Genomic DNA, 25,078 nt, shown 5'->3' on the forward strand with positions numbered 1-25,078 from the left:
GCGTATGCACAGGTATGAGACTCGCCTCCCTGATTCTGGGCATCCTGGCCGCCATCGGCCTGGTGCTGGGCTTCCTTCCGCTGCTCGGCTGGCTGAACTGGCTGCTGGTGCTGCCGCCCGCCGTGCTGGGCCTGATCCTCGGTTCCCTCGCCCGCGACCGGGGCGCGATCACCCTGAACGCCGTCGTCGCCCTGCTCGGCGCGCTGCGCCTGCTGCTGGGCGGCGGCCTGATCTGACCCACGCCCCGCGCACTTGCGCACCCCGTACGGCTCTGCTACTCTGCATGCGCCCGTGCCCCACGCACGACCGCAAGGGTCCTTAGCTCAGTTGGTAGAGCATCGGTCTCCAAAACCGAGGGTCGTAGGTTCAAGTCCTGCAGGGCCCGCCACACAACACCCCCGCCACGCGCGGGGGGTTTTCTTGATGCCGCCCTGACAGGACTCTTTCAGGCGGCGGGCCGTCACGTCATGAAGGGCGGCTGTGAAAAGCTCCTCAGCCGCGCGGCGCAGGGCTCCCTAGACTGCCCTCGCTGCCGGACAGCCCACGCGCTCCGGCCTGCGCTCACGCGCCGCTTCTCCGTCCCCCGCCCGGTCCTGCCTCACAAGGAGTCCCATGAAACGCACCCTGCCCCTGATCGCCGCCCTGACCCTCGCCACCACCCTCGCCAGCTGCGGGAAGATCGTCGGGAGCCTCGTGCCCCCGCAGACGGTCGAGAATCCGGCCGGACTGGACGGCAAGGTCCTGGCCCCCAGCTCCCCGCTGACCATCGAGTCCGTGCGCGGCGACGTGAGCTACAGCACCAACGGCAGCACCTTCGACGACGTGAAATTCCCCGACAACATCCCCTTCGGGATCCGCCCGCACGGCGTGGAATTCCAGGCCGGGTTCAGCGAAGCCGTCGTGATGGGCCCTTGCACCGTCGCCGCGCCCGCCACGGTCGCCGTGACCCTCAAGTCCCTGAAGCTGGAAGTCAGGGACGCCGCCGGGAAGGCCAGCTTCTCCAGCCAGCCGAACGTGACCTTCACCCTGACCCGCAGCGCAGTGGCGGCAGGCAGCGCCACCTACGCCGTGTCGGACACCCAGGCGAGCCTGAAGGCCACCTCGGCCGAGAGTGACGCCTTCATCAAGACCCTGACGGAGGGCGGCGCGAACGAGGCCAGCCTGAACGCCACCATCAGCGCCGACCAGAACAGCCTCGCGGGCTGCACCATGTCCTTCAAGCTGCGCGGCGTGAAGGTCATCCTGTCGAACTTCAGCTGAACCCCGCCTGAGACGGACTCCGACGGAACCCGTATGATCAATGGTGCGGATCCTGTTCAAGCGCCAGAGGGGATAGGCACGGAAAACGTCTTCTGTGACGCCGTTCCTGCTCACCCCCTCCCAGCCTCCCCCCTCAAGGGGGAGGGGTCAACAGAGCGTGCTCATCGCTGGTCTGCCCTGAAGTGATGAGCCTGTCCGCACCATTGATGACTCGCTCTATCCGAAGACAGCGCCGCCCCTGCATGTGGGCGGCGCTGCCGGTTTGTCCGTCCGGACGGGCGCCGGGCTGTCAGCGGCGCGCCCGGAGGGGCGGTTGTCTCCTAGCCACCCTGTTCGGGTGGAGTTCAGGTCAGCTTCTGGGTGGGGTGCTCAGGGCGTCGCGCAGCCAGCTCTGGAATTCCGGGAGGGCGCGGTCGTACTGCAACGCGATGATTTCCGGCACCTCGTAGGGGTGCAGGGCCTTGATGCGGGCTTCCAGGTCCGGGTACTTCTCGCCGCTGGTCTTGATCAGCAGCAGGCTCTCGGGGTCCTCGGCGACCTCGCCGTGCCAGCGGTACACGCTGTGCAGGCCCGGCACGACGTTCACGCAGCCGGCGAGGTGTTCGGCGACGAGGGTGCGGGCCAGGTCATGCGCCCGCTCGGGGGGAAGTGTGACCAGAACGACGAGTGACATACCTGCGCAGCATACGCCGCTGCGCCCGGCCCGCACCAGCCGGCGCGGTGGGGGCAGCGGCGGGTGGGGGGGGCCGGAGCGTGAACGTTCCCGCAACTGCCCGCCTGGACCTTCATGAGAGGCGCGGTGTTACGCTGGCGGGTATGCGGACCATTGTCCTGATCATCGCGCTGGTACTCCTGGCGATCTTCGCCGTGCTGAACACCAACGCCCTGATGTTCCCCCACACGCTGAGCCTGGGTTTCGTGACCTACCGGGGCGTGCCGATGGGCCTGATCCTGCTGATCGTGGCGACCCTGTTGACCCTGGTGTTCTACTTCTGGGCGGGCATCACGGGCCTGCGCGCCCAGGCGGACAGCGCCAAGCTGCTGCGTGACATGGAGGCGCTGCGCGTCAGTCTGGACCAGCAGGAAGGCAGCCGTTTCGCGCAGTTGCAGACCCACCTCGACGAGCGGTTCCGGGTGCTGGAGGCGGCGCGTGGCGGGGCCGGTGCGGACGTGTCGGCCCTGACCGGGCGGGTGGACGCCCTGCAGAAGGACGTGAACCTTCAGCTGGCGCAGATGGACGATTACCTGAAAAGCAAACTGGGTTGAGGCGGGCGGGCGCGTGCCGGGCAGCATTGGACCCGGTGCAGACTGCGGTGCGGGGGGCCACTAGAATGCGCGGGTAAGGATGCATATCCGGGAGGACTCACCACATGGCGCTTGACCGATTTTTCCGCCGCCGCCGCCCACAGCAGCAGGGTGGCGCGGACATGCCCGATCTCTGGACCCAGTGCCCCAAGTGCAAGGAGGGGCTGTACAACCGCGACCTCGAAACGAACGCGTTCGTCTGCCACAAGTGCGGGCATCACCTGCGGCTGGACGCCGCCCAGCGCGTGACGGTGCTGCTCGACGAGGGCAGTTTCACGCAGCTGTCCGGTGCGGTGCAGCCCACCGACGCCCTGGCCTTCCAGGACACCGAGAGTTACCCCGAGCGCCTGAAACGCGCTCAGAAGAAGACAGGCCGCCCGGACGCCATCCTGACCGGGACCGGCGCCATCCTGGGCGTGCCGGTCACGCTGGCCGTCATGGACTTCGCCTTTTCCGGCGGCAGCATGGGCAGCGTGGTCGGTGAGGAGATCGCCCGCGCCGCCGAGCACGCCGCCCGGCACGGCACGCCGCTGGTCATCGTGACCGCCAGCGGCGGGGCGCGCATGCAGGAAAGCGCGCTGTCGCTGATGCAGATGGCCAAGACCACCGTCGCCCTGGAAACGCTGGCCGAGCAGGGCCTGCCGTACGTGAGCCTGCTGACCGACCCCACCACCGGCGGCGTGACCGCCAGTTTCGCGACCATCGCGGACGTGATCGTCGCCGAGCCCGGCGCGCTGATCGGTTTCGCGGGGCCGCGCGTGATCCAGCAGACCATCCGCCAGAGCCTCCCGGACGGGTTCCAGCGGGCCGAGTTCCTGCTGTCGCACGGCATGGTGGACGCCGTCGTGGACCGCCGCGAGCAGCGCGAGTACCTCGCGTCCCTGCTGGGCCTGCTGACCCGCCGCGAGGTGAGCGCGTGACCGCCCCCATCGACACCCTGAAGGAACTCGAGGCCCGCGTGCGGGACCTGGAAGTCACCGCGCAGCGCACCGGGCAGAACCTCGACGCGGCCATCACGCCGCTGCGCGCCGAGGTGGACCGCCTGCGCGCCGCCCAGAACCCGGCGCAGCCGCCCGCCCCGAAAGGCGACCCGACCCGCTGGGAACGGGTGCAGCTGGCCCGCGCGCCCGGCCGCCCCACCGCGCTGGACTACGTGGAGCACCTGTGCACCGAGTTCACGGAACTGCACGGCGACCGCCGTTACGGCGACGACCCGGCCCTGATTGGCGGCCCGGCGCGCTGGCAGGGCGTGCCCGTCATGCTGCTGCTGCAACAGAAGGGCCGCGACACGAAAAGCAAGATCAAACGCCGTTTCGGCAGCGCCAACCCGGAAGGGTACCGCAAGGCCGTGCGCCTGATGGACCTCGCGGACAAGTTCGGGTTGCCGGTCGTGGCGCTCGTGGACACCCAGGGCGCCTACCCCGGCCTGGAAGCCGAGGAACGCGGCCAGGGCTGGGCCATTGCTGAGAGCATCCGCCGCATGCTGAACCTGCGCGTGCCGGTCGTGAACGTCGTGATCGGCGAGGGCGGCTCGGGCGGCGCGCTCGCCATCGGCGTGGGCAACCGCGTCCTGATCCAGGAGAACGCGTGGTACTCCGTGATCTCGCCAGAAGGCGCGGCCAGCATCATCTGGAAGGACGCCAGCAAGGCCCCCCTGGCCGCCGAGGCGCTGCGCCTGACCGCCCCGGACCTGCTGGAACTCGGAATCGTCGAGGAAGTCATCCCGGAACCCGAGGGCGGCGCGCACCTGAACCCGCAGCAGGCCGCCCAGGCCGTCGGGGAGGCCGTGACCCGGCACCTGCGCGACCTGATGGCGCAGTCACCCACCGACCTGAAAACGGGCCGCGCCGCCCGCTTCCGCCGCCTGGGTGCTTACACCGAAACGACCTGACGCCCAACGACCTGACGCCCATTCCGCAGGGCGCGGGGCCGCGCGCTGAAGGGTGCGCGGCCCCGTGGTCGTCTCCGTCAGCGGGGCCGTTCAGCCGTCCGTATCAGCCCAGCATGTCGAGTTCCTGCACGCCGCTCAGGAATTCGCGCTGTGGGTAGTCGTCGGGGTCGAAGCCCCGGTCGCCTTCGGCGGGCGTGACGCTCAGGGACGCGAAGTCGAACAGGGCGGGGTCCATCAGGTGACTGGGCGACACGCGGGTCAGGGCGCGGGCGATGTTCGTCAGGCGGCCCGGATGTTCGCGTTCCCAGCCGGCCAGCATCTCGCCGACCACCTTGCGTTGCAGGTTCTCCTGGCTGCCGCACAGGTTGCAGGGAATGATCGGGAAGGCGCGGGCGTGCGCGTAGCGGATGATGTCCGCCTCGGGCACGTACGCCAGGGGGCGGATCACGACGTTCGTGCCGTCGTCGCTCTGGAGTTTGGGCGGCATGGCCTTCAGGCGCGCCCCGAAGAACAGGTTCATGAACAGCGTCTCCAGGATGTCGTCGCGGTGGTGGCCGAGCGCGATCTTTGTCGCGCCGAGTTCGCGGGCGTGGCGGTACAGCGCGCCCCGGCGCAGGCGGCTGCACAGCGCGCAGGTGGTCTTGCCGGGCCGCGTCTTCTCCCTGACCACGCTGTACGTGTCCTGCCGGATCAGGCTGTGCGGCACGCCCAGTCCGGTCAGGTAGCGGGGCAGCACGTCGGTCGGGAAGCCCGGCTGGCCCTGGTCGAGGTTCACGGCGATCAGCTCGAACGGAATGGGGGCCTTGCGTTGCAGGTGCAGCAGCACGTCCAGCAGCGTGTAACTGTCCTTGCCGCCGGACAGGCAGACCATGACGCGGTCGCCGCTCTCGATCATGCGGTAGTCGCCGACGGCCTGCCCGGCCGCCCGGACGATGGGGGCCAGCAGGCGGGCGGGATCGGTGGTGGGTGCGGGTGGGGTGGGGGAGTGGGTCATGGCGCGCACCCACGATCCTACCCGCTCGGCGGCGGGGCGTACGAAGGGCGGATCAGGGGTGGGCCGGCCCGCGGCTGGCGTGCGTGCGGGGCGGCGGTTCCGGCCTTCCTGACGCGCCGCTCATGCTTTGGGGGGATGCCGCGCGGCGGCCGGCGGCGGCATACTGCCCCGCATGACGCCTGCCCCTCCCGCCCCGGCTGACCGTGACGCCGTTCCGGCGCGGCCCCCCGCCCGCCCGGTACAGTGAGCCGGATGAGGTTCTCTGGTGTTCTGGGCGGCGCGCTGCTGGTCGTCGCGGCGGGAGTGGGCGGCGCGTGGTACGCCTGGGGTCGGGACCTGCCCAGCGTCTCGGACCTGGACGTGCTGGAGTACAGCGGCCAGACCCGCGTGTACGACCGGGCCGGCAGTCTGGTGGGTACGCTGTCGCCCAGCCTCAGCAGCGGCGGCAGCGTGAACCGCGACCTGCTGAAAGCCTCGCAGATCAGCCCGTGGCTCCAGAAGGCCGTCGTGACCAGCGAGGACCGCCGTTTCTACACGCACAGCGGCGTGGACGTGATCGGCATCGCGCGTGGGCTGGTCAAGGGCGTGCTGGAAAACGACCTGGAGGGCGGCAGCTCCATCACGCAGCAGGTCGTGAAGAACACCCTGCTGGCCGACCTGGAAGGCGCCCGCACCGCCGAACGCAAGTTCAAGGAGGCGGTTCTGGCCTTCCAGCTGGAACGCAACTTCAACAAGGACCAGATCCTGAACGCGTACCTGAACGTCATCTACTGGGGTGACGGCGGCAGCCGCGACATCATCGGGGCGGGCAGCGCCGCGAACGCGTACTTCCGCAAGAACGCCGCCGACCTGAACCTCGCCGAGAGCGTGTACCTCGCCACGATCATTCCCGCCCCGAACCGGCGCTACAAGGAATTCCGGGCATTCCGGCCGCTGATGAAGGACCTGCTCTCGCGCATGGTCGAGGACGGCCAGATCACGCAGGCCGAGGCGAACGCCGCCTGGAAGACCCCCATCTACCCCGCCGGGTGGCGCATCGGCTGGAACGACGACGGCACGCTGCGTTCGGCCGTGCTGGAACGCCCCTCCCGGCTGGGCGAGAACATGAACCTGCTGGGCGGCGCGCGCCTCTACCCCAACCAGTTCTACCTTCAGGCGGTCGAGAAGGAACTGCTGCCCCTGATCGGCCGCAAGGCCCTGTACGGCGGCGGGAAGATCTACACCGGCATGAGCGCCGCCGCGCAGGCGGCCGCCGAGGCAGCCAGTCGCGGCGCGGACCTGCCGGAAGGCGCCACGCTGGGCGCCGCCCTGGTCCGCCCGGACAGCGGCGAGGTGCTGGCCCTGGTCGGGCAGAAACTCACGGACGGTCGCCCCGGCGACTGGAACAACGCCACGCAGGCCCGCCGGCAGGTGGGCAGTTCCATCAAGCCGCTGCTGTACGCCCTGGCCCTGGAAAAAGGCTGGAAGCAGAGCGACACCGTCCTCGACGCACCCATCAGCGGCCCGTACCAGCCCATGAACTACGACCGCCGCTGGACCGGCCGGTACGTGACCCTGCGCTACTCGCTGGACCACAGCCTGAACCTGCCCACCGTCAGGATCGGGCAGGAACTCGGCATTCCCACCTTCGAGGCGAAACTGCGCGACCTGGGCCTCACCCCGCCCCCCGACGGCGGCCTGTCCCTGACCATCGGCACGCTGGAAGCCAGCCCCCTGCAGATGGCCGCCGCGTACGCCACCTTCGCGAACGGCGGCCTGTACTACGCGCCCACCCTGGTCCGCAAGGTCGAGGACCCGCGCGGCAAGGTCATCTACACCCGCCCGGCCCCCACCCCGAAACGCGTGTGGGACGCCCAGACCGCCTGGCTGGGCCTGGACATGCTGCGCGGCGTCGTGAACGACCTGACCCCCGCCCAGGGCGGCCTGGCGACCCGCGCGCAGATTCCCGGCTGGCCGGTCGGCGGCAAGACCGGCACCACCAACGACATCAAGGACCTGTGGTTCGCCGGCGTGACCCCCACCGTCGCCGGCGCCGTCTGGGTCGGGAAGCAGGAGGGCGGTCCGCTGCCCTCCTGGGCGCTCAGCGGTCAGATTCCCACCCCCATCTGGCAGCGGGCGGTCGCCGGCGCGCTGGCCGGGCAGACCCCCGGCACCTTCACGGAACCGTCCGGTATCACGTACCGCGTGGTGCGGCAGGTGAACATGGCCTTCCGCGACAGCGACGCCGACAGCGCACCCGTCGCCCGTGACGGCAACGGAGCGCGCACCGGCGGCTTCTTCCCGCGCCGCAACGCCCCCGCCCAGCCGGCCGCGCCCGAACCGGACCCCACCCCCGCCCCCGCCGAGATCGCGGTTCCGGACCCCGAACCCACCCCCGAACCGACCCCCACAGACGTCATTCCCGCCACGCCGCCCGAACCGGACCCCGCCCCCACGCCCGAACCCGTCACGCCCGCCCCCACCCCGGACGTCCCGGTGCAGGACCCGCCCGATCCGCTGCCCACCGAACCCGATCCCGGCTTCATCCCTGAACCGGACCCTGCCGATCCGGGCGCGATTCCCAGCGATCCGGGCATCCCGGACGGCCAGGACACCACCGATCCCGTCAACGAGATCCTCCCGCTGGACTGACCGCGAGGTTCAGGCGTGCCGGGGGATTCCCTCGCAGAGTGGCGCCGTGGAGTAGGGATGACACGGACCGCCGTTTGTTGCGCCGACAATCCGGAACCCGTGTCGCTCCCTCTCTGCGGGGCAGCTCTCCGAGTCGCATCCGCTCGGACCCGGCGGGCTTTGCAGCCCATTCAATCGGAGTCCGGATGAGAGCGGAGGCCGGGCCTTCCCCCGGATGCCCCCTCCCCCCCGTGAACGGCGCCGGTTTCGGCGGTCGGGCGCGTCCTGTCGCGGAGTCGCCCCCGGACATTGCGAATGAACGGCAGATGAGGCTCATGCCGTGCTGGACGACCCTGACGGGTCCATGACCTGTCGCCTGAGCTTCAGATGAAGGTGGCCTTCATGTTGCTGACAGGCCCTCTTACACGGGCCACATGAAGGCCCTCGGCCCCCTGTGGGCCGCGCTGCCGTCACTCCGGAAACGACCGGCGCGGCGCCTTTAACCATTTCGGCCCGCAACCGAGAGGTAAGAACCACCGGCCTACCCTTCATGAGACGTCCAGCAAGACGCCTCGTGTCGCAGCCGCCTTCCCCCGGTGGCTGCCGTCGTCCTCTCCCGCCGGGCTGACCCACAGTCCACGCCCACCCGCAGAACCGGAGGAACCACCATGCGATCCGCACCCCGCATCCTTGCCCTGCTGGCTGCCCTGGCCGCCGGTTCTGCCGCCGCCGCCGGGACCCTGGCCGGCACCACCATCACCAACACCGCCAGCGCCGAATTTCCCGACCCCCGCGACACGAACACGCAACTCAGCAGTGTCTCCAACACCGTGACCACCGTCGTGCTGCCCCGACCCGACTTCGACGTGACCTACCTGAGCGGCGCCACCGACGGCGGCACGCAGACCGTGCTGGGCACCACCACCGTCGTCACCGCCAACGCCGTCCCCGGACAGGTCATCACCACCGACCACGCCCTGCTGAACAACGGGAACGTCACGCTGGACATCATCCTGAACGCCGACACCACCGGCAGCGACCCCGGCGCGACCGTCCAGTACTACCTCGTGAACCCCGACGGCAGCCGCGGCAGCCAGATCCCCCAGGGCAGCGCCGTGACCGTGCCCGCCGACGACCCCGCCACCAGCGGCACCGACGAGGGCCGCGTGCGGATCGTTCAGGTCATCACCCTGCCCACCAACCCCGGTCAGATCACGCCCACCAGTGTGTTCGGCGCGTCCCCGGAAGGCACCGTGCTCGGCACCGCCGGGGCCGACCCGCTCGTCACGCCCGGCAACGGCTACGCCAGCGGCACCACCAACCAGGAACAGGCCGAGCCGGTGGACACCGACCTGCAATTCACGCGCGTCACCGTGTACACCCCTAGCCTCGACAATGCCGCCGGTGGCGGCGCGACCACGCCCGTCGACTCGGTCGGCGCGCCCATCGGCAACCCGGCGCTGCTGCCACCCCTCACCAGCGTCACGGTGCCCACCGTCCCGGCCGGCACAAGCGCCACGCCCGCCCCGGTCCTGCCCGGCAGCGGCTACGTGACGCCCGGCGCGCCCGCGACCGACCCCACCCCCGGCGGCACGCCCATCGCCCGGATCTCCGGCGACGAGCAGATCGCGTACCCGCAGGCGGACGCCAACACCACCGCCGACACGGTCCTGTTCACGAACACCCTGTCCAACGGCGGCGTGCTCGACGACCGCGTGCAGCTGTTCCCCGCGCTGGCCGACGGCACCGCTGACCCCGCCTACACCTTCAACGCCGCCACCGGCACCTTCACGAACACCGCGACCGGCGTGACCGTCCGTTTCCTGGACCCCGTGACGGGCAGCGTCATCCTGCCCTCCACCGACCCTGCCAACCCCACGGTCGCCACGTACCCCACCCTGATCGTCCCCAGCGGCACCCAGGCCGTGTACCGCACCGAGGTCACCTTCCCCGACCCCGACGACAGCGCCGCCATCCCCTCGTACAGTGTCCTGATCGGCGCGGACTCCCTGAGCGACGCCGACCTGATCTCGAACAACTCCACCCGCGACACGGTCGTGCCGCCCGCCGCGCAGTTCGGAGACACCACCCCAGCCCTCGGCGCGGTCGCTACCCCCGCCCCCGTGCAGAGCGTGGACCCCGGCGGCGCCGCCACCGACGGCAGCAGCAGCGTCAGCACCGACGCCACCGCCGCCTTCCCCATGGACGTCGTGAACAACGGCCAGTACAACGACAGCTACTCCCTGCGCGGCAGCGTGACCGTTACCGACGCCGTCACGGGCGCCACGACCACCCTGCCCGTCCAGTACTACGCCGCCGACGGCACCACCCTGCTGCCCCGCCTGAACACCGACCCCGCCAGCCCCGACTACCACACCTTCATCACCCCCGTCCTGGCGGCCGGCAGCGAGAGCGCCTTCGTGGCCGCCGTGACCGTCCCCGCCGGCACGCGCGCCGCCGACTACACCGTCACCCAGACCGCCAGCGGCAACTACAGCCGGACCAGCGTCACCGACGCCAACGACCTGATCCGCGTCACGCCCACCGGGAACGTCGCCGTCGCCAAATTCGCCGCGAAGGCCGGGGTCACGGCCGGCAGCGACCCCCGCAACGGCATCGACAATCCCGCCGGGTACACCGCCACCGGCCTGACCGGCGCCCGCACCCAGGAGGACATCGCGTACCGCATCATCGCCCGGAACAACTACAACACCCCGGTGCCCATGTTCCTGCGCGACACCGTTCCCACCAACACGACCCTGAAAAGCTTCACCGTCAACCCGCTGCCCACCCGCACCATCTACCGCGTCGGCGGCAACACCGGCACCTGGACGGCCACGCCCCCCGCCGCCGGACTGCCCGCCGGGACCGTCATCGACATCGCCCCGGACACCGACAGCAACAACCTGCCCGACCCGGTGGCGCCCGGCAGCACCCTCACGGTGGATTTCGTGGTCACGGTGCAGTGAACTGTGCAGTGACCCGCCCGCCCGGCCCGTGACCCTCACATTCCCAGCACGCAAGGAAGTGGCCCGTGACGACGAAGACCCCCCACCACCCCCACCGCCCGATCTGGCGCGCCCTGCTGACCGCCGCCGCCCTGACCGCTGCCGCCCTGACCGCGCCCGGCCCGGCCGGGGCCTACCAGATCGTCGGCGACCTGAGTCCCACCGCCACCACCTGGAGCGGTACGGCCGGCACCTTCCAGACGACCGCCAGCAACTACGCCGGCGGGACGGCCTCCGCGACCTTCCGTTCGGGCCTGGGCACGACCTTCACGGCTGCCCGGGACACGGCCGCCAACCAGAACTCCCTGTACGTGAACGACGGCGGGGGCGCCATCAAGACCGCGATGAACGCGCGCGCCGGAACGTACGTGGGGTACTCGCCGAGCTTCACGACCAGCGACGTGGAAGGCGTGGCGCTGCTGACCCGCGACACCCGCCAGAACGGATCGTTCACCACTTACTCCGTCACCAACCCGAACGACACGACCCAGGTGCAGTTCATCCGCTTCTACGCCGACACGACCTGCTACCCCACCAGCAGCGCGCTGGACAGCGCCGCGACCTGCAGCCGGGGAAAACTGACCGTCACGTTCACGCGGCCCGTCACCAATCCCGTGCTGCACCTGTCCGGCCTGGGCGGCAACTCTGCGATCGGTTCGCCCGCCGTGGACGCCTGGGGGATCGCCACGAACTTCCGCCTGACGAACGCCGGGGGCAGCATGACCCTGCTCGGCACGCCCGCCAACCTGGCGATCACCACCGTCGCAGGACAGCCGCAACTGGGGGCCGCCGCGTTCCGCTCCGGCAGCGACTACATCCAGGGCACCTGCACGCCCGCCACCGGACTGGCCGCCGGGTGCGGCAGCGTGCAGGTCAGCGGCACGTACACCCAGCTGAACTTCGACGTGTCCATGACCATCGTGCGCGTCCTGACCGGCACGCCCGGCCGCGTGTACCCCATCGCCGGGTACGACACCAACCTGGCGGCCGGATCGACCCGCAACGCCAGCATCGGCGCGGACGCCACCAACTTCGCGCTCAGCGTCTCCGAGGACTTCGGGGACGCGCCCGCCAGTTACGACCCGGTGGCCGCTGCCAGTCACGTGCTGGGCGACCTGAAACTGGGCGCGACCATCGACGCCGAGAACCCCGGCACCCTGAACGGCGGCACGGCCGTCACGCCTAGCCCCAGTGCTGTTACGGCTGGTGCAGACAACACCGGCACGAACGGTGACGGTGCCGACGAGGACGCGGTCACGACGTTCCCGGCCATCCATGCCAGCACCACCGGCTACGCCCTGACCGTCCCGATCAGCGGGGCCAGCGCCGCCGGGCAGGTGTGCGGCTGGATCGACTTCGACCGGGGCGGTACGTTCGGGAACGTCGCGTCCGAACGGGCCTGCGCGGCGTTCGCGTCCGGCGCGACCAGCGTCACCCTGAACTGGTCGGGCCTGAGCGGCCTGAGCGCCGGCACGAACTACGTGCGCCTGCGCGCCAGCTACGACGCGACCGGCGTGCAGAGCCCCACCGGCCGTCTGGACAGCGGCGAGGTCGAGGATTACCGCCTGACCATCACGCCCGCCGCCGATCTGAGTGTCACCAAGACCGACGGCGTGACCAGCGTGAACGCGAACACCCCCACCAGTTACACCATCCGCGTCACGAACAACGGCCCCAGCAGCGTGACGGGCGCCGTCCTGCGCGACCCGGCCGTGAGCGGCCTGACGGTCCTGAACCTGACCTGCTCCGGCACGCCGGGCCAGTGCACGTCCGGCACGACCCCCACCACCGCCCAGTTGCAGGCCGGGTACGCACTGCCCACCCTGAACAGCGGGCAGTTCTACGAGCTGACCCTGACCACCAACGTGACGGCCACCGGCAGCGTCTCGAACGTCGCCACCATCACCGCGCCCGCCGGAACCGTGGACCCCACTCCCGGCAACGACAGCGCCACCGACACCAACACCGTGAACCCCACGCCCACCGATCCCTTCCCGGCCAGTCTGTGCCGCCCGAACCCCGGCACGAACGCCTACGCCGACATCTTCGCCCGCTGGGACCACAACGGCAGCGGCGGCACCAGCCCGGCCGGCGCGATCGAACCCGCCGCGAACAACCCGGCCGGCGCGGTCGGCGCGTCCGCCGCGAACGAGGCCGTCACGGGCGTCACGGCCGCCATCAACTCCTACGACCTGAACCTGCGGCGCAGCACCCTGGACGCCGGCGTGAACACCGGCAAGTACCTCCAGTACGCCTTCACGACCACCTCCAGCTTCGGTGGGCAGCACGTCGAACTGTACGGCCTGGGCGCCATGGTCTACAGCAGCCCCGGCAACGTGCAGGCGACCGGCACGTACCGCGTCCGCCTGGAGATCGCCACGAACGCCGCCTTCACGTCCCCCACGGTGTTCAGGGCTGCCATCAGCTTCGACAACGGACTGGCCAGCACCGCCGACGCCGCCGCCTACTCGAACCAGGGCGCCTACGCACAGACGTTCCTGCACTGGAATGCCGACACCCTGATCGCGCTGCAACCCGCCACCACCTACTACGTGCGCGTGTACCCGTACGCGCCCGGCGCGACCGGCTACGACAACGGCACCCCCTACCCCGGCGACGTGGTCCTGTTCGACGACTTCATGCTGAAAGCCAAGGGCTGCAACGTACCGCCCACGGCGCTCGACGTGACGACCGCAGTCCTGACCGGCACCGGCACGGCCAGCATCGCCCCGCTGAGCGCCTCGGACCTCGCGGGCGGCACCATCCAGTCGTTCACGGTCTCCACGCTGCCCCTGGCGACCCAGGGCACGCTGCTGTTCGCGGACGGCCTGACCCCCGTGACCGCCGGGGCGACCCTGACGCCCGCGCAGGCCTCCGCGCTGACCTTCCGGCCCACCCCCGGCTTCTCCGGGAACGCCACGTTCACCTTCACGGCCACCGACAACAACGGCGCCACCGACACCACCCCCGCCACGTACACCGTGCCCGTCTCGTTCATCACGGACCTGAGCGTCACGAAGACCGCCCCCGCCTTCGCCGTGCCCGGCGAGACCCTGACCTTCGGCATCACGGTCACGAACACCACCGCCGTCCCCGCCGCCGCGTACACCGTGACCGACACGCTGCCCGCCGGCCTGACCTTCGCCAGTGCCAGTCAGGGCGGCACGTACGACAGCGCCTCGCGCACCGTCACCTGGACGCTGCCGGCCCTGGCCGGGAACGCCACGCAGACCCTGACCCTCACGGCCGCCGCGCCCGGCGAGGCGCAGGTCACGGGCGGCCTGACCCGCGTGCAGAACACGGCCAGCGTCGCCCTGCCCGGCGAGACGGCGCTCGGGAACAACACCTCGGCCCCCACCGACACCCGCCTGATCCTGACCAGCGTCCGCAAGGAGGTGCGGAACGTCAGTGCCGGAACAGCGTTCGGCACCAGCGGCGGCGGCAAACCCGGCGAGATCCTGGAGTACTGCCTGATCACCCGCAACCTGGGCGGCGCGGACCTGGGCGCCCCGACCGGGTACGTTGTCAGGGACGCCGTGCCGGGCAACGTCACCGCCCGCCTGGACGCCTACGACCCCGACGAGCCCGGCACGGGCACCGGATTCGGCGTCAAGCTCACGCGTGGCTCAGCCACCACCTACCTGCCCAGTGCATCGGCCACCCTGACCGGCGGGGGCGGCACCTTCGGCAGCGGCGCCCTCAGCGTGAACCTGGGCGTCCTGACCGCCGGGGAGACAGTCACCACCTGCTTCCAGACCACCATCCGCTGACGCCCCCCACCCCGCTACACTGGGCGCATGAGCCTCCTGCACTGGCTGATCACGCTGCTGGCCGCCGCCCTGTCCTTCGGCAGCGTGACCCTGCTGGGCCGCAGCCTGCCGCGCGTGTCCTGGCTCGGCGTGGCCGGCGAACTGCTGACCTTCGCGCTGCTGGGCGTGCTGCTGACCCAGGGCGCGCCAGTGTACGCCCTGCTGATCGTGATGATCGCCGGTTCGGCCGGCACGGCGCTGGTCCTGGGCCGACTGCTGAAAAGCTGAAACGGCCCGTGCGGCGACAGCAGAAACGGGGAGCCGCAGCCCCCCGTCCATCAACCATCAACTTTCAACCATGAACCGCCGTGAACCTCGTACGGATTCCGTCTGTTTCGCTGACAGATCGGAACATCACCGATCTGCCAGCTCCACGCCCGGAACCCGTGTTTCTCCCACTCGCATCCGCTCGGATTGAACGGGCTTTGCAGCCCATTCAATCGGAGTCCGTATCAGTCGCGGCGGGGTGGGCGGCCGCCACGGTCCCCGCCGGGGCGGGGCGCGCGGGGTTCGCGGGGCGCGATCTTGCCTTCGAGTTCCGGGCGGATCAGGTCGATCTTGCCGCGGTCGTCGATGCCGGCGATCTTCACACGCAGCTTGTCGCCGACGTTCAGGACGTCCTCGACGGCATTGATGCGTTCCTCGCTCATCTGGCTGATGTGCAGCATGCCGTCCTGGCCGGGGTACAGGTTCACGAACGCCCCGAACGGCGCGGTCTTCACGACGGTGCCGTCGAATTCCTCGCCGACCTTCGCCTCGCGGGTGATGCTCTCGATGCGGGTCCTGACGGCCTCGGCGGCGCTGCCGTCGGCACTGAAGATGCGCACGGTGCCGTCCTCCTCGACCGTGACCTGCGCGCCCATGGCTTCCAGCTCGCGGATCTGCTTGCCGCCGGGCCCGATGACCTTCCCGATCAGTTCCGGGTTGATCTTCAGGCTCACGATGCGCGGCGCGGTCGGGCTGAGTTCCGCGCGGGGCGCGGCCAGCACCTCGGCCATCTTGCCCAGGATGTGCAGGCGGCCCTCGCGGGCCTGCGCGAGCGCCTCACGCATGATCTGCGGGGTGATGCCGCCCACCTTGATGTCCATCTGCAGGGCCGTGACGCCCTCGGCGGTGCCGCAGACCTTGAAGTCCATGTCGCCCAGCGCGTCTTCCAGGCCCAGGATGTCGGTCAGGACGCGGTAGCGTTCGCCCTCGATGACCAGACCCATCGCCACGCCCGCCACCGGCGCCTTGATCGGCACCCCGGCGTCCATCAGGGCCAGCGTGCCGGCGCACACGGTCGCCATGGAGGAGCTGCCGTTCGATTCCAGCACCTCGCCCACCAGACGGATCACGTACGGGAACTCCTCGAAGGTCGGCAGCACGGCGCGGATGGCGCGCTTGGCGAGGTTGCCGTGCCCGATCTCGCGGCGGGACTGCCCGCCCATGCGCTTGACCTCACCCGTGGAGTACGGGGGGAAGTTGTAGTGCAGCAGGAACTTGTCGTTCTCCTCGGTGGTCAGGTCGTCCACGAGCAGGTTGTCACGTTCGGTACCCAGCGTCGCCACGCCCAGCACCTGCGTCTCGCCGCGCGTGAAGATCGCGCTGCCGTGCGCGCGGGGCAGGGGGCGGGCCTCGATCCAGATGGGCCGCACGGTGCGGCTGTTGCGGCCGTCGGCGCGCAGGTCGTCTTCCAGGATCAGGCGGCGCAGCTCCTGCTTCTCCGCCTTCCCGAACGCCGCCTTCAGGGCCAGGATCTGCTCGGCGGCGCCGTCTGCGTCCGCGTCGGGCACGCGCGCGGCGATCACGGCGTCACGCACGGCCTTCGTGCGCGCAGAGCGGTCCTTCTTCTTCACGGCCAGCAGCGCGTCGCGCAGCCCGGCGGCGCGGGCGGCCTCGGCCACCTCGGGCACCAGATCGGTGCTCAGGTCACCGTCGGCCAGGAAGTTGAACTTCTCCTGCCCCAGCTCGGCGCGCATCGTCTCGATCAGGTCGATGACGCCCTGCATCCCGGCGTGCGCGAACTCGATGGCCGCCACGAGGTCCTCCTCGCTGGCGCCCTGCGCGCCCGCCTCGACCATCATCACGGCGTCGCGCGTGCCCGCCACGACCAGATCCAGGCTGCTGCGTTCCAGCTGATCGGCGGTGGGGTTCAGGATGAACTGCCCGCCGACCTGACCCACGCGCACGCACGCGGTCGGGCCGTTCCATGGAATGTCGCTGAGGCTCAGCGCCGCCGACGCCCCGATGGGTCCCAGCACGTCCGGCAGGTTCTGCTGGTCGGCGCTGATGACCGTGATGATCACCTGCGTCTCATGACGGTAGCCCTTGGGGAACAGCGGACGGATCTGCCGGTCCGTGATGCGCGCCGACAGGATCGCTTTCTCGCCGGGCCGGCCCTCGCGGCGGTGGAAGCTGCCGGGAATCTTCCCGACCGCGTAGTGACGTTCCTCGAACTCCACCGTCAGCGGCAGGAAGTCCAGCGTGCTCTTCTCCTCGCGCGCCTGCGCCGTCACCAGCAGCATGGTGTCCCCGTAACGCAGGGTCACGCTGCCACTGACCAGCTTGGCCAGTCTGCCCGTCTCGATGCTCAGTTCCCGGTCACCCAGCATCGTCTTGTAAGTCTTTCCGATCATAACGGTCAGTCTATCCCGCCCGGACACGCGAGCACCGGGGCGGGAGGACCGTGCAACCCGGCCGCCCGCCGCTGCGTACTGCCCGGCATGTGGGACCTGCTGACCGACGTGCTGTCTGATGTGCCGGGCAACGCTCACCTGCCGTGGCGGACGTGGGTGCGGCTGGCCGGCTGGCTGGTCGGGCCGCTGGCGCTGCTGGCCGGACTGCTGCTGCACCAGGATGCCGTCAGTGTCGTGGGTGGCCTGCTGTCGGCGCTGCGGCTGCTCTGGCATCTGCGGACCCGTTGACCGGGGGGCGGCGGCCACCCTCCCTTCATGCACGCGGCGCGCACCTTGAGTTCCCGGCCCGCACGGGTGGATAGTGCGCCATATGAGCACCGACAAGTTTGGTTCCGTTCCGAAGTTCGGCCTGGGCACGTTCCGCCTGAAGGATCAGGTCGTGATGGATTCCGTGCGCGCCGCGCTGGACCTGGGTTACCGCGCCATCGACACCGCGCAGGGTTACGGCAACGAGGCCGAGATCGGCGAGGTGCTGGCCGAGAGCGGCATTCACCGCGACGAGCTCTTTCTGACCACCAAGATCAAGCCCGACAACTACAGCCGCAGCAGTCTGGTCGCCAGTCTTCAGGACAGCGTGGAGAAACTGGGCGTGGAAGCGGTCGACCTGACCCTGATCCACTGGCCCGTCCCGAACGGCCCCGTGAAACCCGAGGAGTACCTCAAAGCCCTGGCGGACGGGCTGGATCAGGGTCTGACCCGGCAGATCGGCGTGTCGAACTTCAACATCGAGGGCCTGAAACAGGCGCGCGCCATCCTGGGCGACGTGCCCATCGCCACCAACCAGGTCGAGATCCACCCGTACCTCCAGAACCGCCGACTGGCGGAGTTCGCGCGGGGCGAGGGCATTCACCTGACGTCGTACATGACGCTGGCGGTCGGGAAGGTCATGGACGACCCGGTCATGCAGGACATCGCCCGCGCGCACCGCGCCACGCCCGCACAGGTGGCGCTCGCCTGGGCGCTGACGCAGGAGTACTCGGTGATTCCGTCCAGCACCAAACGCAAGAACCTCCAGAGCAACCTGGGCGCCCTGACCCTGCGCCTGACCGACGAGGACATGACGCGCATCGCCGGACTGGAACAGGGCGAGTCCGCCCGCATCGCCAACCCCGAGAGCGCCCGGCCGGTCTGGGACTGACCGCGCTGCCGGGAAGGACATACCCGGATTCCCAGCGTTCCTTCAGGTGAACGGCACCCACGCCTTCATCTGACCCTGCCAGGATGCCGGTCATGCCGATCAAGCGACTCTCTGACCTTTCCGCTCCTCAGAAGGCGGCCCTGATCACGGCCGGACTGGCGCAGGTGGGCCTGTTCGCCGCCGCGTGGGGCGACCTGAGCCTGCGCCGCCCGGACGCCGTGCGCGGCCGCAAGGATGCGTGGCGGGCGGGCCTGTTCGTGAACACGCTGGGGCCGCTCGCCTACCTCGCGCGGGGCCGCCGGGGCAGCGACTGGACCGAGGCCGACGTGCCGGACCAGACCGGCCGGGTCGTGGTCGTGACCGGCGCGAACAGCGGCCTGGGCCTGGAAACCGCGCGCGTGCTGGCCCTGCGCGGCGCGACCGTGATCATGGCCTGCCGCAGCGAGCAGAAGGCACAGAAGGCCGCCGCCGGCATCCGCGCCCTGCACCCGAAGGGCGAGGTCGTCCCCATGACCCTGGACCTGGGCGACCTGAATTCCGTGAAGGCCTTCGCGGACGCCTTCCGGGCGCGGTACGACCGCCTGGACATCCTGGTGAACAACGCCGGGATCATGATTCCGCCGCTGGGCCGCACCGCGCAGGGCTTCGAGACGCAGTTCGGCGTGAACCACCTGGGCCACTTCGCCCTGAGTGCCGCGCTGCTGCCGCTGCTGGAACGCACGGGAGGCGCGCGGGTCGTGACGGTCAGTTCCTTCGCGCACCGTTTCGGGGAACTGAACCTCGCGGACGCCAACTGGCACGCCCGGCCCTACGCGCCCATGCCCGCCTACGGCCAGAGCAAACTGGCGAACCTGCTGTTCACGTACGAACTGCAACGCCGCCTGAACGCCGCCGGGAAGGACGTGCTGGCCGTCGCCGCGCACCCCGGCTGGGCTGCCACCGGGTTGCAGGGCGACAGCCGCGGCTCGACCCTCGCCAACCGCCTGTTCGCGCAGCCGCAGGCGACCGGCGCGCTCCCCACCCTGTACGCCGCGACCGCCCCGGACGTGACGGGGGGCGCGTACTACGGCCCCAGCGGCCTGCTGCAACTCGGCGGGAACCCTCAGCGGGTGGACTCGAACGCCCGCTCGCACGACACGCAGGATGCCGCGAACCTCTGGGCGCTGTCCGAACGGCTGACCGGCGTGACCTTCCCGGTCTGAAACGGACTCCGATTGAACGGGGGCGCCCGGTGCGTGGCCCGGTGCGTGGACAGTAGACTGGGCGCACCATGAACCCCACGAAGGACGGCACCCCGGAGCCTGTCACGACCGGCCTGATCCCCGCGTGAACCTGCTGCTGACCTCCGGTGGCGTCACGAACGCCAGCATCCACGCCGCGCTTGTCGAGATGCTCGGCAGACCCACCGCCGAGTGCCATGCGCTGTGCATTCCCACCGCGCAGCACGGCCACCCCTGGTGCACGCCCGGCAGCGCGTGGCGCTTCGTGGCCGGGCGCAGCCCCGCCCCGATGGTGGACCTGGGCTGGGCCAGCGTGGGCCTGCTGGAACTCCTCGCGCTGCCGCACCGGCCCCGCGACCGCTGGGAGGCGTGGGTGCGCGCCGCCGACGTGCTCCTCGTGGACGGCGGCGACGCGGCGTTCCTGGCTCACTGGCTGCGGCAGACCGGACTGGCCGACCTGCTCCCCGAGCTGAAGGACACCGTCTGGGTGGGCGTCAGCGCGGGCAGCATGGCCCTGACGCCCCGCATCGGTTCGCAGTTCGTCTCGTGGGCCGGGGCGGACGGTGACGACCGCGGGCTGGGCCTCGTGGACGTCTCGATCTTCCCGCACCTGAACTACCCCGATTTCCCCGACAACCGCATGGCGAACGCCGAGGCGTGGGCCGCGCAGATCGGCGGGCCCGCCTACGCCCTGGACGACCAGAGCGCCCTGCGGATCGTGGACGGCGTGACTGAAGTGATCTCGGAAGGGGAGTGGCGCGCCTTCCCGTGAGCGCCACCTTCCCGCCTCTGTCTGCCTGAAGCGGCCCTCCCGGTGGGCCGGCGGGGCGCGTATTCTCGCGGTATGACCGCGCCCGATTCCCTTTCGCGTGATGTGCTGCTCACCTGCCCGCTGGACTGCCCGGACGCCTGCCGCCTGAAGGTGACGGTGGGCCGCGACGCGCCGGGCGGGCCGGAGCGGATGCTGAAGGTCACGGGCGACGCCGCGCACCCGGTCACGCGGGGCTTCGCGTGCGCCAAGACCGTGCATTACCCGGCCCGCGCGAACCACCCGGACCGGCCGCTGTACCCCCTGAAACGCGTAAACGCCAAGACCGAGCCCGAGCCAGTCTGGGCGCGCGTGACCTGGGACGAGGCGCTGGACGACATCGCCGCGCGCCTGCGCACCCTGCTGGACACGCGCGGGCCGGGCAGCGTCCTGCGCTACAACTACGCGGGCACGATGGGTCTGATGGAGGGCACGCACGTGCACGCGCTGTTCCGCGCGCTGGGCGCCCCGGAACTGGACGAGACGATCTGCGCCACGGCGGGCACCGAGGCCTGGAGCCTGGGCTACGGCACGCGCTTCGGGGTGGACCCGGCGGACGTGGCGCACGCGCGGCTGATCGTGCTGTGGGGCATCAATTCCCTGAGCACGAACAGTCACCTGACGCCGCACCTGACGGCGGCCCGCAAGGCCGGGGCGAGGATCGTGTGCGTGGACCCGTACCGCAACCGCACGGCAGCCTTCGCGGACGAGCACCTGAAGATCATTCCCGGCACGGACGCCGCGCTGGCCCTGGGCGTGATGCACGAACTGTTCGCGCACGGCTGGACCGACGAGGCATACATCGCTGAGGCGACCACCGGCGTAGAGGAGCTGCGCGAGGCGGCCCGCGAGTGGACGCCCGAGCGCACCGCGCAGGTGACCGGGCTGGACGCGGACGTGATCCGCGCGTTCGCCCGCGCGGTCGGCACGACGCGGCCCACGTACTTCCGGGTGGGGTACGGCATGACCCGCCACGAGCACGGCGGCACGAACCTCCGCGCCGTAACCCTGCTTCCCGCCCTGACCGGCGACTGGCGGCACCGGGGTGGAGGCTGCACCCTGAGCACCAGCGGCGCGTTCCGGCTGAACCGCACCCGGCTGGGGGCCGCGCACCTGATCCGCCCGGACGCGGCGCGCGTGAACATGAACGAGTACGCCGCCGCCCTGCGCCCGGAACGGGGCTTCGGCGCCACGTTCATCTACAACTGCAACCCGGCGGTCGTCGCCCCGGACGCCGGGCGGGTCCGCGCGGGCCTGCAACGCGACGACCTGCTGGTCGTCGTGCTGGAACAGGCCATGACCGAGACGGCGCGACTGGCCGACTACCTGCTGCCCGCCACGACCTTCGCAGAGCACGCCGACGTGTACACCAGCTACGGCCACCACTACCTGGGCTACAACCCCGCCACGCTGGACGCCCCCGGCGAGGCCCGCCCGAACTCCTGGGTGTTCCAGGAACTCGCGCGCCGCCTGGGCGTCACCGAGCCCAGCGTGTACTGGACGGTGGACGACCTGCTGGAGGAACTGCTGACCAGCGACCATCCCCTCGTGGCCGGCATTACCCCGGAGAAGTTGAAGGCCGAGGGCAGCGTCCGCCTGAACCTCCCCGACGGGTTCCTGCCGTACGCGCACGGCGCGGAGACGCCCAGCGGGAAGGTGCAGCTCAGCCCCGCGCCCGCCCACCGCGAACCCCTGGCGGGCCTGAACGCCGAGTACCCGGTGCGGCTGCTCACGCCGCCCGCGCATCACTTCCTGAACAGCACGTACGGCAACCTGGCGAACCTCAACCGCGCCGAGGGGAACGAGCCGCACCTGCTGCTGCACCCGCATGACGCGCAGGCGTCCGGCGTGACCGACGGGCAGCTCGCCACGCTGACCAGCGAGATCGGCAGCGTGCAGCGCCGCGTGAAGGTCACGGACGCCGCCCAGCCCGGCGCGGCCATCCTGGAAGGGACGTGGTGGGGCCTGAGCGCGCCGGACGGCCGCAGCATCAACGAGATCACCGCTCAGACCCTGACCGACCTGGGCGGTGGGAGCACCTTCCACAACACCCGCATCCGCATCGAACCCGTTTAAGGAGGTAAGGCGTGCGCCCACTGATCGTCACCGAATTCGTATCCCTGGACGGCGTGTACGAGGAACACTCGCCCTGGCGTGCGCCCTACCGCCCGGACGACGGACCGTTCAAACGCGACGAACTGTTCGCCAGCAGCGCACTGCTGCTGGGCCGCACCACCTACGAGGAATTCGCGGCGTACTGGCCCACCGCGACGGGCGCGTTCGCGGAGCGCATGAACGCCCTGCCGAAGTACGTGGCGACCTCCCGCCCCGGCCCGCTCGACTGGAACGCCACTCCCCTCGGGCCGGACGTGCTGGCGGACGTGCAGGCGCTGAAGGCGCAGCCGGGCGGCCCGCTGCTCGTGTATGGCAGCGGCACCCTCGCCCAGACGCTGCTGCGCTGTGGGCTGGTGGACGAACTGCGCCTGATGGTCTTTCCGGTCATCGTGGGGCGCGGCAGGCGCCTCTTCGACACGCTGGAGCACGTCCCCCTGACCCTGCTGGACACGCGGGAGATGGGCGCGGGCGTGCTGCTCCTCACCTACGGGCCGGACGCCGCGAAGCCCGTCTGAACACCTGTCCGGTCAGCTGCCCGCCAGCATGGCCTTCCAACCCTCGATGTCCTCGCCGACGGTCAGGTGCTTCCCGGCGCGCACCAGCGGCAGGCGCAGCAGCTCCGGGTCGTCGATGACCTTGGCGATCACGCCGTCCTCGGTGGTGCGCAGGTACGCGAGGTTGCTGCGTTCGTAGGCCTTGCCGGTCAGGTCCAGCAGGGCGTTCAGGCCGAACTTCTGCACGAAGCGCGTCAGTTCGCCCTTCGCGATGGGCCGCTCCTTCAGGTCCACGAAATGGATCTTGATCTTGCGTTCCTTGAAGAAGCGTTCGGCGGCGCGCGTTTCCTTGCTCTTGCGCGTGCCGAACACCTGTACCTGCAACTCAGTCATGCCTCAAGTGTAGTGGGGAGTGTCCGCGGGGAGGCCCGGCGGTCAGGCGAGCAGCATGCCGGCCAGGGTGCCGCTCAGCAGGTTCGCGAGCGTCCCGGCGGCCACGGCGCGCAGGCCCAGCTGCGCGATGTCCGGCCGGCGGCTGGGGGCGAGGCTGCCCAGGCCGCCCAGCAGGATCGCGAGGCTCGACAGGTTCGCGAACCCGCACAGCGCGAACGTCACGATGGCCTCGACCTTGGGGCTCACGCCGCCGGCCTTGAGGGTGTTGGCGAACTCCACGAAGGCCACGAACTCGTTCGTGACGAGTTTCTGCCCGATGAAACTCCCGGCGGTCGTCGCGGACTCCCACGGCACGCCCATCAGGAACGCCAGCGGCGCGAACAGGTAGCCCAGCAGCAGCTGGATGCTGAGGTCCGGCGCGCCCACCAGCCCGCCGACCAACCCGATCAGGCCGTTCAGCAGCGCGATCAGGCCGATGAACGCGATCAGCATCGCCCCGACGTTCAGCGCGAGGCCCAGGCCGCTGCTCGCGCCGCGCGCCGCCGCGTCGATCACGTTCACGGGGCGGCCCTCCGGGTCCTCGGGAATGTCGCCCTTGTAGTCCTGGGTGGGTTCGGTTTCCGGGAAGATCAGTTTCGCCATCAGCAGACCGGCGGGCGCGGCCATGAACGACGCGGCGATCAGGTAGTCCAGCCGCACGCCCAGCAGCGAGTACCCCACCAGCACGCTGCCCGCCACGCTGGCCAGCCCGCCGACCATCACGGCGAACAGTTCCGAGCGGGTCATGCGTTCGATGAAGGGCCGCACGACCAGCGGCGCCTCGGTCTGCCCCACGAAGATGTTCGCGGTGGCCGACAGGCTCTCGCCCCGGCTGGTCTGCAGCAGGCGGCTCAGGCCGCCGCCCAGGAAGCGCACGACGGCCTGCATGATGCCCAGGTGGTACAGCACGGCGATCAGCGCGCTGAAGAACACGATGATCGGCAGCACCCCGAACGCGAAGATGAACCCCGCCCCGTCCAGAGAGCCGTTCGTGAGGTTCCCGAACACGAAGTTGATGCCCTGCTGCGCGTTCCCCACCACGCCCTGCACCGCCGACGACACGCCGTCCAGGCCGCGGCGGCCCAGCGGCCAGCGCAGCACGATGACCGCGAAGGCCAGCTGCAGCAGCAGCGCCAGCCCCACGGTGCGCCAGTTCACGGCGCGTCGGTTCACACTCAGCAGCAGGCCCAGGCCGATCAGTACGGCCACGCCTCCCAGTCCCCACAGAACATCCAGCATCCCGCCAGGGTAATGCAGGCAGGTGAGGACCGCCCCGGACGGGCGTCCCGCCGCGCGGGGATCGACCTGCTGCTGAG

20 protein-coding genes and 1 tRNA gene are annotated in these 25,078 nt (G+C 70.5%); 16 read left to right on the forward strand and 5 right to left on the reverse strand.

Translation table 11 applies throughout. The features are described from left to right. The first annotated feature begins 14 nt into the window (after positions 1–14). From CBQ26_RS15405 to CBQ26_RS15415, 3 genes are all read left to right on the forward strand, one after another. On the forward strand, positions 15–236 hold the full coding sequence (locus CBQ26_RS15405) for a hypothetical protein (RefSeq protein WP_088249520.1): 222 nt from the start codon (positions 15–17) through the stop codon (positions 234–236). Between the two features lie 76 nt (positions 237–312). Then, positions 313–388, forward strand: a tRNA-Trp gene (locus tag CBQ26_RS15410). 224 nt (positions 389–612) lie between these two features. Beyond that, positions 613–1,260 carry a hypothetical protein gene (locus tag CBQ26_RS15415; RefSeq protein ID WP_088249521.1) on the forward strand — a complete coding sequence of 216 codons (648 nt, stop codon included), beginning with the start codon at positions 613–615 and terminating at the stop codon, positions 1,258–1,260. Between the two features lie 349 nt (positions 1,261–1,609). On the opposite strand, the gene cutA is transcribed toward CBQ26_RS15415, so the two are convergent. Further along, positions 1,610–1,933: a divalent-cation tolerance protein CutA gene (gene cutA, locus CBQ26_RS15420; RefSeq protein WP_088249522.1), complete on the reverse strand. Its 324-nt coding sequence runs from the start codon at positions 1,931–1,933 to the stop codon at positions 1,610–1,612. Between the two features lie 143 nt (positions 1,934–2,076). Here cutA and CBQ26_RS15425 point away from each other — a divergent pair, with 143 nt between their 5' ends. From CBQ26_RS15425 to CBQ26_RS15435, 3 genes are all read left to right on the forward strand, one after another. Next, positions 2,077–2,526, forward strand: a complete 450-nt coding sequence (locus tag CBQ26_RS15425; protein WP_088249523.1) for a hypothetical protein — start codon at positions 2,077–2,079, stop codon at positions 2,524–2,526. 104 nt (positions 2,527–2,630) lie between these two features. Next, positions 2,631–3,485 carry an acetyl-CoA carboxylase, carboxyltransferase subunit beta gene (gene accD / locus CBQ26_RS15430; protein WP_088249524.1) on the forward strand — a complete coding sequence of 285 codons (855 nt, stop codon included), beginning with the start codon at positions 2,631–2,633 and terminating at the stop codon, positions 3,483–3,485. Beyond that, the gene (locus tag CBQ26_RS15435) at positions 3,482–4,456 is read left to right on the forward strand and encodes an acetyl-CoA carboxylase carboxyltransferase subunit alpha (RefSeq protein WP_088249525.1); all 975 of its coding nucleotides are present in this window, start codon (positions 3,482–3,484) and stop codon (positions 4,454–4,456) included. Before accD ends, CBQ26_RS15435 begins: the two co-directional genes overlap by 4 nt. 103 nt (positions 4,457–4,559) lie before the next feature. On the opposite strand, the gene ttcA is transcribed toward CBQ26_RS15435, so the two are convergent. Continuing rightward, positions 4,560–5,450 (reverse strand): tRNA 2-thiocytidine(32) synthetase TtcA, encoded by an 891-nt coding sequence (gene ttcA, locus CBQ26_RS15440; RefSeq protein WP_088249566.1) that lies wholly within the window; start codon positions 5,448–5,450, stop codon positions 4,560–4,562. A 252-nt stretch (positions 5,451–5,702) separates the two neighbouring features. Here ttcA and CBQ26_RS15445 point away from each other — a divergent pair, with 252 nt between their 5' ends. From CBQ26_RS15445 to CBQ26_RS15460, 4 genes are all read left to right on the forward strand, one after another. Further along, positions 5,703–8,081, forward strand: coding sequence for a transglycosylase domain-containing protein (locus tag CBQ26_RS15445; RefSeq protein ID WP_088249526.1), 2,379 nt, complete (start codon positions 5,703–5,705; stop codon positions 8,079–8,081). Between the two features lie 647 nt (positions 8,082–8,728). Beyond that, positions 8,729–11,029: a hypothetical protein gene (locus tag CBQ26_RS15450; RefSeq protein WP_088249527.1), complete on the forward strand. Its 2,301-nt coding sequence runs from the start codon at positions 8,729–8,731 to the stop codon at positions 11,027–11,029. Between the two features lie 65 nt (positions 11,030–11,094). Further along, entirely contained in the window at positions 11,095–14,838 is a 3,744-nt protein-coding gene (locus CBQ26_RS15455) for a GEVED domain-containing protein (RefSeq protein ID WP_088249528.1), read from the forward strand. 27 nt (positions 14,839–14,865) lie between these two features. Beyond that, positions 14,866–15,105 carry a hypothetical protein gene (locus tag CBQ26_RS15460; protein ID WP_088249529.1) on the forward strand — a complete coding sequence of 80 codons (240 nt, stop codon included), beginning with the start codon at positions 14,866–14,868 and terminating at the stop codon, positions 15,103–15,105. A 224-nt stretch (positions 15,106–15,329) separates the two neighbouring features. Here the strand turns inward: CBQ26_RS15460 and pnp are convergent, their stop codons facing one another. Beyond that, the gene (gene pnp, locus CBQ26_RS15465) at positions 15,330–17,495 is read right to left on the reverse strand and encodes a polyribonucleotide nucleotidyltransferase (protein ID WP_088249530.1); all 2,166 of its coding nucleotides are present in this window, start codon (positions 17,493–17,495) and stop codon (positions 15,330–15,332) included. An 87-nt stretch (positions 17,496–17,582) separates the two neighbouring features. Between pnp and CBQ26_RS15470 the strand changes: the two genes are divergently transcribed. From CBQ26_RS15470 to CBQ26_RS15495, 6 genes are all read left to right on the forward strand, one after another. Then, positions 17,583–17,783, forward strand: coding sequence for a hypothetical protein (locus CBQ26_RS15470; protein WP_088249531.1), 201 nt, complete (start codon positions 17,583–17,585; stop codon positions 17,781–17,783). Between the two features lie 82 nt (positions 17,784–17,865). After that, positions 17,866–18,693, forward strand: coding sequence for a 2,5-didehydrogluconate reductase DkgB (gene dkgB / locus CBQ26_RS15475; protein WP_088249532.1), 828 nt, complete (start codon positions 17,866–17,868; stop codon positions 18,691–18,693). Positions 18,694–18,785: 92 nt separating this feature from the next. Beyond that, positions 18,786–19,895, forward strand: coding sequence for an oxidoreductase (locus tag CBQ26_RS15480; RefSeq protein WP_088249567.1), 1,110 nt, complete (start codon positions 18,786–18,788; stop codon positions 19,893–19,895). 124 nt (positions 19,896–20,019) lie between these two features. Beyond that, the gene (locus CBQ26_RS15485) at positions 20,020–20,685 is read left to right on the forward strand and encodes a Type 1 glutamine amidotransferase-like domain-containing protein (protein ID WP_088249533.1); all 666 of its coding nucleotides are present in this window, start codon (positions 20,020–20,022) and stop codon (positions 20,683–20,685) included. A 72-nt stretch (positions 20,686–20,757) separates the two neighbouring features. Next, a complete protein-coding gene (locus CBQ26_RS15490) occupies positions 20,758–22,797 on the forward strand; it encodes a molybdopterin oxidoreductase family protein (RefSeq protein ID WP_088249534.1) in 2,040 nt (679 codons plus the stop codon). Positions 22,798–22,808: 11 nt separating this feature from the next. Beyond that, positions 22,809–23,351, forward strand: a complete 543-nt coding sequence (locus tag CBQ26_RS15495; protein WP_088249535.1) for a dihydrofolate reductase family protein — start codon at positions 22,809–22,811, stop codon at positions 23,349–23,351. A gap of 12 nt (positions 23,352–23,363) precedes the next feature. On the opposite strand, the gene CBQ26_RS15500 is transcribed toward CBQ26_RS15495, so the two are convergent. Both CBQ26_RS15500 and CBQ26_RS15505 read right to left on the reverse strand, forming a co-directional pair. Next, a complete protein-coding gene (locus tag CBQ26_RS15500; RefSeq protein ID WP_172418127.1) occupies positions 23,364–23,723 on the reverse strand; it encodes an ArsC/Spx/MgsR family protein in 360 nt (119 codons plus the stop codon). A 42-nt stretch (positions 23,724–23,765) separates the two neighbouring features. Next, positions 23,766–25,001: a NupC/NupG family nucleoside CNT transporter gene (locus CBQ26_RS15505; protein WP_216360378.1), complete on the reverse strand. Its 1,236-nt coding sequence runs from the start codon at positions 24,999–25,001 to the stop codon at positions 23,766–23,768. Positions 25,002–25,078 lie beyond the last annotated feature (77 nt).

This window comes from Deinococcus indicus, assembly GCF_002198095.1.
Taxonomy (GTDB): domain Bacteria; phylum Deinococcota; class Deinococci; order Deinococcales; family Deinococcaceae; genus Deinococcus; species Deinococcus caeni.

Coding starts and splice junctions, on each gene's coding strand:
- cutA (WP_088249522.1), bottom strand. CDS start 1,933: ATGTCACTCGTCGTTCTGGTCACACTTCCCCCCGAGCGGGCGCATGAC.
- CBQ26_RS15425 (WP_088249523.1), top strand. CDS start 2,077: ATGCGGACCATTGTCCTGATCATCGCGCTGGTACTCCTGGCGATCTTC.
- CBQ26_RS15470 (WP_088249531.1), top strand. CDS start 17,583: ATGTGGGACCTGCTGACCGACGTGCTGTCTGATGTGCCGGGCAACGCT.
- ttcA (WP_088249566.1), bottom strand. CDS start 5,450: ATGACCCACTCCCCCACCCCACCCGCACCCACCACCGATCCCGCCCGC.
- accD (WP_088249524.1), top strand. CDS start 2,631: ATGGCGCTTGACCGATTTTTCCGCCGCCGCCGCCCACAGCAGCAGGGT.
- CBQ26_RS15505 (WP_216360378.1), bottom strand. CDS start 25,001: ATGCTGGATGTTCTGTGGGGACTGGGAGGCGTGGCCGTACTGATCGGC.
- CBQ26_RS15480 (WP_088249567.1), top strand. CDS start 18,786: ATGCCGATCAAGCGACTCTCTGACCTTTCCGCTCCTCAGAAGGCGGCC.
- CBQ26_RS15450 (WP_088249527.1), top strand. CDS start 8,729: ATGCGATCCGCACCCCGCATCCTTGCCCTGCTGGCTGCCCTGGCCGCC.
- CBQ26_RS15445 (WP_088249526.1), top strand. CDS start 5,703: ATGAGGTTCTCTGGTGTTCTGGGCGGCGCGCTGCTGGTCGTCGCGGCG.
- CBQ26_RS15415 (WP_088249521.1), top strand. CDS start 613: ATGAAACGCACCCTGCCCCTGATCGCCGCCCTGACCCTCGCCACCACC.
- CBQ26_RS15500 (WP_172418127.1), bottom strand. CDS start 23,723: ATGACTGAGTTGCAGGTACAGGTGTTCGGCACGCGCAAGAGCAAGGAA.
- CBQ26_RS15490 (WP_088249534.1), top strand. CDS start 20,758: ATGACCGCGCCCGATTCCCTTTCGCGTGATGTGCTGCTCACCTGCCCG.
- dkgB (WP_088249532.1), top strand. CDS start 17,866: ATGAGCACCGACAAGTTTGGTTCCGTTCCGAAGTTCGGCCTGGGCACG.
- CBQ26_RS15405 (WP_088249520.1), top strand. CDS start 15: ATGAGACTCGCCTCCCTGATTCTGGGCATCCTGGCCGCCATCGGCCTG.
- CBQ26_RS15460 (WP_088249529.1), top strand. CDS start 14,866: ATGAGCCTCCTGCACTGGCTGATCACGCTGCTGGCCGCCGCCCTGTCC.
- pnp (WP_088249530.1), bottom strand. CDS start 17,495: ATGATCGGAAAGACTTACAAGACGATGCTGGGTGACCGGGAACTGAGC.